The following is a 10,839-nucleotide window of genomic DNA, read 5'->3' as shown; positions in this document are numbered from 1 at the left end:
TGAACTGACCCCGTAAAGTTGGACGGTTGACGGGCTATGATAATAGGGACTGAGTTCTGTATTGGACAGGGCTCAGTCCCTTTAGTTTCAGTTTGATGCGCTGGTGATTGTAATAGTGGATGTAGTCGGCGATGCCGTCATTTAGGCTCTGGATGCTTTCGAAGCGGTTCGGATAAAAGAACTCGGATTTGAGGGTAGCGAAGAAGCTTTCTATCGCCGCGTTGTCGAGGCAATTGCCTTTGCGTGACATACTTTGGGCGATGCCGCGTTTTTGGAGCAGGCGCTGATAGGGGAGCATCTGGTAATGCCATCCCTGATCGGAATGCAGGATCGGCCGTTCGTTCTTTTCCAGCCGGTTCAAGGCTTTGTTCAACATGCTTTCCACCAGCTTGAAGGCCGGCCGTCTGGCGGTTTCGAAGGCGATAATCTCCCCGTTGCACAGATCCATAACCGGTGAGAGATAGAGCTTCTCGCCGGCCACGTTAAATTCAGTGACGTCGGTGACCCATTTCTGATTGATCGCATGTGCGGTGAACTGCCGTTTGATGAGATCGGGGGCTGTGCGCCCGACGTCACCCTTGTAGGAGCGGTATTTCTTCGGCCGCACCAGAGATTTCAATCCCATCTCGACCATCAGGCGCTGGACCGTCTTATGATTGACCGTCTGTCCGAACTGGCGGATCGCCGCCGTTACCCGGCGATAGCCATAGCGCCCCTTGTGAGCGTGGAAGACAGCCTTGATCCGGTCCTTCAGCGCAGCATGCTTGTCGCAAAGCGCCGACATCCTTTGCCGATAGTAGAACGTGCTGCGGGAAAGGCCCGAAAGCTTCAGCAACCCATCAAACGGATAGAACGGCCTTAACGCTTGGACGACTTGCGCTTTTTGAGCGCTGGTTGCTCCCGCGTTAAGGCCTCGAGTTTTTTTAGGTAGGCGTTCTCCATGCGCAGAGAGTTCAGCTCCGCCAGCAGTTCTTCACGGCTTTTTGCTTCGTCACTCTGCAAAGCTTGCGGCTGTTTTGATATCGGCGGCGCGCGCATCGATCGGAGCCTTCCTCGGCAGCTTGGGGTCAAGGCGTCGATTCCGCCAGTCTTATAGCATCGCTCCCAATCCGCCAGGCAACTCTTATTGCGGATGTCGAACAGCGCCGCCGTCTGGCGGTAGGAGAGCCCATCCTCCCACATCCGTTGGAGAACCGATAGCTTGAATGCTGCATCGTAGCGGCTGAATTTCTTCGCGAGACCCGCAGCCCCGTGTGCCTCGTAGCTTGCTACCCATTTGAGAACCGTCCCGTGGTCCACTCCGAAATGCGCGCCGACTTCCCGGCAACTACGCTCGCCCTTCTCATAAAACTCTACAACAGAAAGCTTAAAAGCCAGACTGTGTTTGGACATGCAAAACCCCCGAAAGTGGATGTCCAACTTTCGGGGGTCAGTTCAGTTCCGGGTGGCGGCTTTTTTTATTCCCTACTAATTTTAGATAGTTATATTTTATTTAAATTGTAATTTCTAATAAGCTTAATTTCATTCAAAATTAAGGGACCCTCTCCATCATCGATTGTGAAGCGAGGAGAGAAAATACAATCTCAACATTCCGACCATTCCCGTGCGGAGCGCCGTATGCGGTGCGCCGACGTGCACGGCCGCCCGCTTCGATGCCATGAAGTGGACGCCCGGCAAGCGTGAGCTCTGTGAGAGGGAAAAGGAATGTTCAGCCTATCATCGGATGCCAGCCGCATTCTGTCCGCCGTTTCCAAATCGCAGGCCATCATCGAATTCGATCTTCAGGGTAAGGTTCTGACGGCAAACGAAAATTTCTGCCGTGCGCTGGGTTATGAGCTGAAGGAGATTGTCGGCAACCATCATCGGATATTCTGCGATCCGGCCTATACCGCAACCCCAGCCTATCAAGATTTCTGGGCGCGTCTCGGCCGCGGCGAATATGATGCCGGCACCTACAAGCGGCTTGCGAAAGGCAATCGCGAGATCTGGATCCAAGCCTCCTACAACCCGGTTTTCCGCAACGGCAAGCCGATGAAGGTTGTAAAATTCGCCGCCAATGTCACCGAGGCCAAGAAAAAGGCGATCGACGATGCCGGCAAGCTAGCAGCGATCTCCCACTCGCAGGCCGTCATCGAATTCCTGCCTACCGGCGAGATTCTGACGGCGAACGAAAACTTCTGCAATGCCTTGGGCTATCAGCTGAGCGAGATCGTCGGCAAGCATCACAGCATCTTCTGCGAGCCGGCCTATACCCGTACCGACGAGTACAAGCACTTCTGGCAACGCCTCGCACAAGGTGAGTTCATCGCCAATGAATTCGTCCGCTACGGCAAGGGCGGCAAGGAAATCTGGATCCAGGCGGCCTACAACCCCATCGTCGACGCCGACGGCAGGGTCTACAAGGTCGTGAAATTCGCGACCGACGTTACCTCGCGCATGAGCGCCATCAGCGAGCTTGCAGGCGCCCTGCGCAGTCTGTCGGAAGGCGATCTGACGAAGACCCTCGACCGGTCTTTCGTGCCTTCGATGGAACAACTCCGCCACGACTTCAACACCACGATCCACAGGCTCTCCGAGACGCTGACCACCGTCGGCGACAATGCCAGCGCCATCGCCGCCGGCTCCCGCGAGCTGGGCGATTCGGCCGAAGCCTTCTCGAGACGCACCGAACAGCAAGCTGCCTCCGTGGAAGAGACCGCGTCCGCACTGGAGGAGATCACCACAACGGTCGCCGATTCCAGCCAGCGCGCCGAGGAAGCCGGGCGTCTAGTCGCCGAAACCAAGCGCGGCGCAGAACAATCCGGCACGGTGGTACGCAGCGCTGTCGCCGCCATGGATCAGATCGAAAAATCCTCGCGCGAAATCACCAACATCATCGGCGTCATCGACGACATCGCCTTCCAGACCAATCTTCTGGCTCTGAATGCCGGTGTCGAAGCCGCTCGCGCCGGTGAAGCCGGCAAGGGCTTCGCCGTCGTGGCCCAGGAGGTGCGTGAGCTGGCGCAGCGTTCGGCGAGCGCCGCCAAGGAAATCAAGGCGCTGATCACGACATCGAGCGAACATGTCAAAAACGGCGTCGGCCTTGTCGGCCAGACGGGCAAGGCGCTGGAGCAGATCGTCACCCAGGTTGGCGACATCAATTCCAACGTCGCCGCTATCGTCAAAGCCTCGAAGGAACAGACGATCGGCCTCAGGGAAATCAACGCGGCGATCAACTCGCTGGACCAGACGACCCAGCAGAATGCCGCCATGGTCGAAGAGAGCACCGCGGCCAGCCTCAGGCTCGCCAACGAAGCGGACGCGCTGCACACGCTGCTCGCGCAATTCCGCCTCGCCGATGCGATGATCAGAGAGATGATGATGCGCCGCGCGGCATGATGGCCATCGCCCTTACCCTCTCAACACGAAGCCGCCCTGAAAACTCGGGGCGGCTCTGTCGTTTTGAGGCGAGGCTATCAGTCAAACGCCGCGCGGATGCTTTTCATAGGCAACCGGCCGCCCATGTGCTTGAGGGAGCCGCGACGCAGCCGCAGCCGCTTTTGAATACTAAGCCGACTTAACTTCCTCGACCGGTGCCGGCTTGTGGATCAGCGCAGCCGCTTCGAGCACCAAAGGGCTCAGCCCACTATCCCCTTGGTCGATGATCGCGAACAACTGACGCCGCATGCGCGGCTCCCAGAATTTGTTGATATGCGTGGCGACGCCTTCCACCGCTTCGCTGGCCGGCTGGGTCTTGAAGAAGGTAGCGATCTGGTTCGCCATATAGATAAGCCTTGTTTCGGTCTTGCCATGCGGCGTTTCGTTAGGCGACATCGGCGATGCTCCCCGGAATGATGCGATGAGGATGAGTGAAAATCTCGAAATCGTCGCCGCGCACCAGCGCCACCAGCGTCATGCCGGCCTCTTCGGCCGTGCGGATGGCAAGCGCCGTCGGCGCGGAGATGGCGACCAGTACCGAACTGCCGAGGATCGCCGCCTTCTGGACCATCTCGACCGATAGCCGGCTGGTGACGGCTACAACGCCTTCCGCCCCCTTATGGCCGGAACGGATGACCGCGCCGCAGAGCTTGTCCAGCGCGTTATGCCGGCCGACATCCTCGCGCACGGCAAGCAATCCCTCGGACGGAATATAGAAGCCCGCGCCATGAACTGCGCGTGTCTCGCGATGCAGCGGCTGAGCGTCGTTTAGAAGAGCGATTGCGCGGACGATATCCTTCTGCGTCAGAGAGAACGTGACCTTAGAAACGTCCGGCACTTTGCGCACGGCCTGTTCGATCGATTCGATGCCGCACAGGCCGCAGCCGACAGGACCTGCCATGTGGCGGCGGCGCAGCCGCAGCGCATCCGCGGCATCGTCGACCAAGGCGATCTGCACATCGATCCCCTGCTCGTCCTCGATCGGCTCGACCGCTGCAATCTGATCTATATCGGTAATGATGCCTTCCGTCAGGCTGAAGCCGACGGCGAAGTCCTCGATATCGGCTGGCGTTCCCATCATGACCGCATGCGACGAGCCGCCATAGGAAAAGGCGATCGGCACTTCCTCGGGGACGATGCGGAAACCGGAGTGAACTAGGCCGTTGCGGCGTGCGGTTTCGGGGACCGTGGTGGTGGGGGTGAATTTGGTCATTGTCCGGCGGGGTGTGGAATACCCCCCTCTGTCACTTCGTGACATCTCCCCCACAAGGGGGGAGATTGGTAACGCGCAGCACTCTCTTGCCTCAAGCGAACATCCAGTCTGCTGAAATCGCTGCCTATTGTCTTGCGAGTGACAACCGGCAAACTCCCAACAATCTCCCCCTTTGTGGGGGAGATGTCGCGAAAGCGACAGAGGGGGGTATGTTTCCCCACGCTCAGCCTCACTCAGCAGCCTCCATTTTCCCGACGATACGGCGCGACTGCCGCGCCTGCTCATCATAATCGACCTGCCACTGCGACGGACCGTTCGACGGTGACACCTGTACGGCCGTTACCTTGTATTCCGGGCAGTTCGTCGCCCAGTCAGTGTAATCCGTCGTGATGACATTTGCCTGCGTATCCGGATGATGGAAGGTCGTGTAGACGACGCCGGGGGCGACGCGATCGGTAATCAATGCTCTGAGCGTCGTGTCGCCGGAGCGGCTGCTGAGACGGATCCAGTCACCGTCGCGGATTCCCCGCTGCTCTGCATCGTGCGGATGGATCTCGAGACGATCCTCCGCATGCCAGACGACATTCTCCGTACGGCGCGTCTGGGCGCCGACATTGTACTGGCTGAGAATGCGCCCGGTGGTGAGCAGCAGCGGGAAGCGCGGGCCTGTGCGTTCGTCGGTCGGGACATATTCCGTACGGATGAACTTGCCCTTGCCGCGCACGAAACCGTCGACATGCATGATCGGCGAACCGAGCGGCGTCTTCTCGTTGCAGGGCCACTGCACGGAGCCCATCTTCTCCAGATAGTCGTAGGAGACCAGAGCGAAGCTCGGCGTCGTCGCAGCGATCTCGTCCATAATCTCGGAGGGATGCGCGTAGTCCCAGCCGAGCCCCATGGCCTGCGCCATCTTCTGCGTCACTTCCCAGTCGGCATAGCCGTTGCGCGGGGTCATGACCCTGCGCACGCGGTTGATACGGCGCTCGGCATTGGTGAAGGTGCCGTCCTTTTCCAGGAAGGTCGAGCCGGGCAGGAAGACATGGGCGTAATTGGCCGTCTCGTTCAGGAAGAGATCGTGGACAACGACGCATTCCATCGCGGCAAGGCCGGCTGCGACATGCTTGGTATCCGGGTCGGACTGGAGTATATCCTCGCCCTGGATATAGAGACCCTTGAAGCTGCCGTCGACGGCAGCATCGAGCATGTTCGGGATGCGCAGACCCGGCTCGTTGTTGAGCTTCACGCCCCAGAGCTTTTCGAAGATATCGCGGGTCGCATCGTCGGAGATGTGGCGATAGCCCGGCAGCTCGTGCGGGAAGGAACCCATGTCGCAGGAGCCCTGCACGTTGTTCTGGCCGCGCAGCGGGTTCACGCCGACACCCGGACGGCCGATATTGCCCGTGACCATGGCGAGGTTGGCGATCGCCATGACGGTGGTCGAACCCTGGCTGTGTTCGGTAACGCCAAGACCGTAATAGATGGCGCCATTGCCGCCCTTGGCAAAGAGACGAGCGGCACCCCGTACGAGCTCCGGAGAAACACCGGTATATTTCTCGGTTTCTTCCGGGCTGTGCTGCGGCTCGGCGACGAAGGCTGCCCAATCCTCGAACTCGGACCAGTCGCAGCGCTCGCGGATGAACTTTTCGTCGAACAGGCCTTCGGTGACGATGACATGGGCGAGCGCCGTCATCATAGCGACGTTGGTGCCCGGCTTCAGCGGCAGATGATAGCTGGCCTCGACATGCGGCGTGCGCACCAGATCGATGCGGCGCGGATCGATGACAATGAGCTTGGCGCCCTGGCGCAACCGCTTCTTCAGGCGCGAACCGAAGACCGGGTGTCCATCCGTCGGATTGGCGCCGATCACGATGACGACATCGGAATGCTCGATGCTATCGAAATTCTGCGTGCCGGCCGAGGTGCCAAAGGCCTGGCCGAGCCCGTAGCCGGTGGGCGAATGGCAGACGCGGGCACAGGTATCGACATTGTTGTTGCCGAAGCCGGCGCGCACCAGCTTCTGCACCAGGTAGGTCTCTTCATTGGTGCAACGCGACGAGGTGATGCCGCCAACGGAATCGCGACCATATTGGTACTGCAGCCGCTTGAACTCGGTGGCGATATGGGCAAAGGCCTCGTCCCAGGTCACTTCGCGCCAGGGGTCGCTGATCTTCTCGCGGATCATCGGATTGAGGATGCGGTCCTTATGGGTCGAATAGCCATAGGCGAAGCGACCCTTGACGCAGGAATGACCGCGATTGGCCTGGCCGTCCTTCCAGGGCACCATGCGTACCAGCTCCTCGCCGCGCATCTCCGCCTTGAAGGAACAGCCGACGCCGCAATAGGCACAGGTGGTGACGACCGAATGTTCCGGCTGGCCGATCGAGATCACCGATTTTTCGGTCAGCGTCGCGGTCGGGCAAGCCTGCACGCAAGCGCCACAGGAGACGCACTCGCTATCGATGAAATTCTCGTGCATGCCGGCCGACACGCGCGAGTCGAAGCCGCGACCTTCAATGGTCAGCGCGAAGGTGCCCTGCACTTCCTCGCAGGCGCGCACGCAGCGCGAGCAGACGATGCACTTCGAGGAATCAAACGTGAAATAGGGATTGGACTCGTCTTTCGGCGTCCATTTCAGATTGATGTCGCCGTTGTTGCGCGCCTTGACGTGATTGTCGCCCTCATAGCCGTAGCGCACGTCACGCAGGCCGACCGCGCCGGCCATGTCCTGCAATTCGCAATCGCCATTGGCCGCGCAGGTCAGACAGTCGAGCGGATGGTCGGAGATATAGAGCTCCATCACGCCGCGGCGGATGTCCTTCAGCCGGCCCGTCTGCGTGTGCACGACGATGCCGGGCGCGACGGGCGTCGTGCACGAGGCCGGCGTGCCGTTGCGGCCTTCGATTTCGACGAGGCAGAGCCGGCAGGAGCCGAAGGCATCGATCATGTCGGTGGCGCAGAGCTTCGGCACTTCAATGCCTGCTTCCATTGAGGCACGCATAATCGACGTGCCTTCCGGCACAGTAATCTGCTGCCCGTCGATGGTCAGCGTCACCATTGTTTCGGACTGGGAGGCCGGCGTACCGTAATCGATTTCTGGAACGAGGAACATGGCTCTTACTCCGCCGCTTCAATCAAGGGAGCCGGAGAAAAGTCCTCCGGGAAATGGGTCATTGCGCTCATGACGGGATAGGGCGTGAAGCCGCCGAGCGCGCAGAGCGAACCGAACTTCATCGTATTGCAGAGATCGGCTAGCAGCTCTCTGTTTTTCTCCGGCTCGATGCCGCGCGCGATCTTGTCGGCCGTCTCGACGCCGCGCGTCGAGCCGATGCGGCAGGGCGTGCACTTGCCGCAGCTTTCGACCGCACAGAATTCCATCGCGAAACGCGCTTGTTTCAGCATGTCGGCAGTATCATCGAAGACGACCAGGCCGGCATGGCCGATCAGGCCGTCCTTGGCCGCGAAGGCTTCATAGTCGAATGGAGTGTCGAACAAGGCGCGTGGGAAATAGGCGCCGAGCGGCCCACCCACCTGCACCGCCTTGACCGGCCGCCCGGTCGCCGTGCCGCCGCCGATCTTGTCGACGATATCGCCGAGCGACAGGCCGAAGGCCGTCTCATAAAGACCGGCATGTTTGACATTGCCGGCGATCTGCAGCGGGATCGTGCCCCGCGAACGGCCCATGCCGAAATCGCGGTAGAAGGCAGCGCCCTTGTCCATGATGACGGGAACGGAGGCGAGCGAAATCACGTTGTTGATGACGGTCGGACGGTCGAACAGGCCCTTATGCGCCGGCAGCGGCGGCTTGGCGCGCACGACGCCGCGCTTGCCCTCGAGGCTGTTCAGGAGCGCCGTTTCCTCGCCGCAGACATAGGCGCCGGCGCCGGTGCGGATCTCCATATCGAAAGCCTTGCCGGAACCGAGCACCGAGGCTCCGAGAATGCCGGCCTTGCGCGCGATTTCGACCGCTTCGGTCATCGCCGCGATCGCATGCGGATATTCCGAGCGTGTATAGACGAAACCCTTGGTCGCCCCCGTCGCAAGGCCGGCAATCACCATGCCTTCGATCAGCACGAAGGGATCGCCTTCCATGATCATCCGGTCGGCGAAAGTGCCACTGTCGCCCTCGTCGGCATTGCAAACGATGTATTTGCGGTCACCCGGCGCATCGAGCACCGTCTTCCATTTGATGCCGGTCGGAAAGCCCGCACCACCACGGCCGCGAAGGCCGGAATCGGTGACTTCCTTGACGATATCGCTGGCCGCTATGCCAATGGCACGGCGCAGCCCCTTGAGGCCTCCATGCGCTTCATAATCGTGCAGCGAAAGAGGATCGGTAATGCCGCAGCGGGCAAAGGTCAGGCGCGTCTGTTCCTTGAGGAAGGGGAGGTTTTCGACCTCCCCAAGACAGAGCGGATGCCCGCCGCCTTCAGCGAGCCCGGCATCGAACAAAGCCGACACATCCTTTGCCTTCACCGGCCCATAGCCGATGCGCTTGCCTTCGATCTCGACTTCGACCAGGGGCTCGAGCCAGAACATGCCGCGCGAGCCGTTGCGCACGATGCGCGCATCGAGACCGCGTTTGGCAATTTCCTGCGCGACTGATTTCGCCACCTTCTCCGCACCCAGCGAAAGGGCGGCAGCATCGCGGGGGATATAGATGGTCAGGGTCATTGGCGCGCCTCCTTCACGAGGTCTTCGGCGCTCTCAGCATCCAGCCGGCCATGAAGCTCTCCATCCAGCATCGCGGCCGGAGAGCAAGCACAGAGGCCGAGGCAGTAGACAGGCTCGAGCGTAACGCTGCCATCGAGCGTCGTCTGATGAAAATCGATGCCCAGCAGCTGCTTGACGCGCTCTGCTATCGCATCGCCGCCCATCGACTGACAGGCCTCGGCGCGACAGAGCTTCAGGACATGGCGACCGGCGGGGTGGTCGCGATAGTCATGATAGAAGGTCATGACGCCATGCACTTCGGCGCGCGACAGGTTCAGAGCCTTGGCGATCACCGGCAGCGCGTCCGGCGGCACATAGCCGAATTCCTCCTGAATCCCGTGCAGGATCGGCAAAAGCGGCCCTTCCATCGATTTCATGCTATCGATGATGGTGCCGGCACGGGCTGCAATCTCGCCCGCACCCAGATTCAAACTCATATACAGCCTCCCACGCATAATCCGGCAATCGCTGCAGCAATCCCGGAAAGGCTTATGCGGCATCTCCACTGGGTGCGCGATCGGCGCACACCTGGAACAAGCGTCGCAGGCGAGAGGCAAAGGATCAATAAGGCAGTCCCGTCGCTTGATAGAAAATTTCTATCAAGCATGAGCGCCTTCCGCAAGCAATCGTGCCTCATGCAGCAGGGCGGAGACGAGCGGCGTGAAGGGCTCGCGGTGCGTGGCAACCAGCCCGACCAGATGCTCGGCATCCGGCTCCGTAATGGGAATCTTGCGGATATCTGCCGGAAAACCGAAGGAATCGGCAATATTCTTCGGCATAATGCTCGCCCAGCGGCCGGTCTGGACGTGAGAAAACAGCACGATCATCGAATTGGATTCGAGCGTCGGCTTTGCGACGACCTCGGCTTCGGCCAGATGCCGGTTGATGATTCGGCGATTTTGCATGTCCGCCGTTAATAGGCAAAGCCGAAGAGCGCCGACTTCCTTCCAGGTCACGCTCGCACGCTCCGAGAGCGGGCTGCCTGCTGCGGTGATGAGGTGGTAGCGTTCGGCATAGAGCGGTACGCTGGTGACGCGGCCGAGCGGCTCGTTTTCCAGATAGGTAATGCCGGCATCGATCTCGAGATTTTCGAGCAGGCTCAGAACCTGGAGCGAGTTGCGTGATAAAATGGAAAAGGTGACGTCCGGATGCCGTTCCTGGAAAGGCGTGGTGATCTTCTGCACCATGGCAAGCGCCGTCGGAATGGCAGCGATCCGGATGTGGCCGGCAAGGCCCTTGCGGGCCGCCCGCATCTCCTCGCGCATCGTCCGGCTGTCGCCAACGATGCGCCTGGCCCATTCCAGCACGCGCTGCCCTTCCGGCGTCAGCCCCTGGAAGCGCGAACCGCGGCTGACGAGCATGACGCCGAGCTGATCTTCCAATTGCCTGATGGCGGCCGACAATGTCGGCTGCGTCACGCCACATTCCTCGGCGGCGCGGCCAAAATGCTTCTGATTCGCAAGCGCGATGAAGAATTCCAGCTTATCGATCATGCTACT

The 10,839-nt window shown here is 60.3% G+C and carries 8 protein-coding genes; 1 reads left to right on the top strand and 7 read right to left on the bottom strand.

Features of this window, described 5'->3' with window-relative positions:
* Nucleotides 1–34 precede the first annotated feature (34 nt).
* A protein-coding gene (locus tag GA0061102_RS15255; RefSeq protein WP_425348504.1) for an IS3 family transposase occupies nucleotides 35–1,392 on the bottom strand; the annotation gives its coding sequence in 2 pieces (ribosomal slippage) (nucleotides 35–915 and nucleotides 915–1,392; 1,359 coding nt in all).
* A gap of 312 nt (nucleotides 1,393–1,704) precedes the next feature.
* Between GA0061102_RS15255 and GA0061102_RS15250 the strand changes: the two genes are divergently transcribed.
* On the top strand, nucleotides 1,705–3,378 hold the full coding sequence (locus tag GA0061102_RS15250) for a methyl-accepting chemotaxis protein (protein WP_092849949.1): 1,674 nt from the start codon (nucleotides 1,705–1,707) through the stop codon (nucleotides 3,376–3,378).
* A gap of 168 nt (nucleotides 3,379–3,546) precedes the next feature.
* On the opposite strand, the gene GA0061102_RS15245 is transcribed toward GA0061102_RS15250, so the two are convergent.
* From GA0061102_RS15245 to GA0061102_RS15215, 6 genes are all read right to left on the bottom strand, one after another.
* Nucleotides 3,547–3,813 carry a formate dehydrogenase subunit delta gene (locus GA0061102_RS15245; RefSeq protein WP_092849939.1) on the bottom strand — a complete coding sequence of 89 codons (267 nt, stop codon included), beginning with the start codon at nucleotides 3,811–3,813 and terminating at the stop codon, nucleotides 3,547–3,549.
* Entirely contained in the window at nucleotides 3,803–4,630 is an 828-nt protein-coding gene (gene fdhD, locus GA0061102_RS15240; RefSeq protein WP_092849921.1) for a formate dehydrogenase accessory sulfurtransferase FdhD, read from the bottom strand. Before fdhD ends, GA0061102_RS15245 begins: the two co-directional genes overlap by 11 nt.
* A gap of 229 nt (nucleotides 4,631–4,859) precedes the next feature.
* Nucleotides 4,860–7,739: a formate dehydrogenase subunit alpha gene (gene fdhF / locus GA0061102_RS15230; RefSeq protein ID WP_092849912.1), complete on the bottom strand. Its 2,880-nt coding sequence runs from the start codon at nucleotides 7,737–7,739 to the stop codon at nucleotides 4,860–4,862.
* Nucleotides 7,740–7,744: 5 nt separating this feature from the next.
* The gene (locus GA0061102_RS15225; RefSeq protein ID WP_092849904.1) at nucleotides 7,745–9,301 is read right to left on the bottom strand and encodes a formate dehydrogenase beta subunit; all 1,557 of its coding nucleotides are present in this window, start codon (nucleotides 9,299–9,301) and stop codon (nucleotides 7,745–7,747) included.
* Nucleotides 9,298–9,717 carry a formate dehydrogenase subunit gamma gene (locus GA0061102_RS15220; RefSeq protein ID WP_425348533.1) on the bottom strand — a complete coding sequence of 140 codons (420 nt, stop codon included), beginning with the start codon at nucleotides 9,715–9,717 and terminating at the stop codon, nucleotides 9,298–9,300. Before GA0061102_RS15220 ends, GA0061102_RS15225 begins: the two co-directional genes overlap by 4 nt.
* A gap of 222 nt (nucleotides 9,718–9,939) precedes the next feature.
* Nucleotides 9,940–10,833 carry a LysR family transcriptional regulator gene (locus GA0061102_RS15215; protein ID WP_092849890.1) on the bottom strand — a complete coding sequence of 298 codons (894 nt, stop codon included), beginning with the start codon at nucleotides 10,831–10,833 and terminating at the stop codon, nucleotides 9,940–9,942.
* Nucleotides 10,834–10,839: the final 6 nt, after the last annotated feature.

Origin of the sequence: Martinezella miluonensis (genome assembly GCF_900094545.1) — a bacterium.
Taxonomy (GTDB): Bacteria; Pseudomonadota; Alphaproteobacteria; order Rhizobiales; family Rhizobiaceae; genus Rhizobium; species Rhizobium miluonense.
Note: the sequence above shows the minus strand (reverse complement) of the source record. Positions and strands in the feature narration are given on the sequence as shown.

Coding starts and splice junctions, on each gene's coding strand:
- GA0061102_RS15250 (WP_092849949.1), top strand. CDS start 1,705: ATGTTCAGCCTATCATCGGATGCCAGCCGCATTCTGTCCGCCGTTTCC.
- GA0061102_RS15245 (WP_092849939.1), bottom strand. CDS start 3,813: ATGTCGCCTAACGAAACGCCGCATGGCAAGACCGAAACAAGGCTTATC.
- fdhD (WP_092849921.1), bottom strand. CDS start 4,630: ATGACCAAATTCACCCCCACCACCACGGTCCCCGAAACCGCACGCCGC.
- fdhF (WP_092849912.1), bottom strand. CDS start 7,739: ATGTTCCTCGTTCCAGAAATCGATTACGGTACGCCGGCCTCCCAGTCC.
- GA0061102_RS15225 (WP_092849904.1), bottom strand. CDS start 9,301: ATGACCCTGACCATCTATATCCCCCGCGATGCTGCCGCCCTTTCGCTG.
- GA0061102_RS15220 (WP_425348533.1), bottom strand. CDS start 9,717: ATGAAATCGATGGAAGGGCCGCTTTTGCCGATCCTGCACGGGATTCAG.
- GA0061102_RS15215 (WP_092849890.1), bottom strand. CDS start 10,833: ATGATCGATAAGCTGGAATTCTTCATCGCGCTTGCGAATCAGAAGCAT.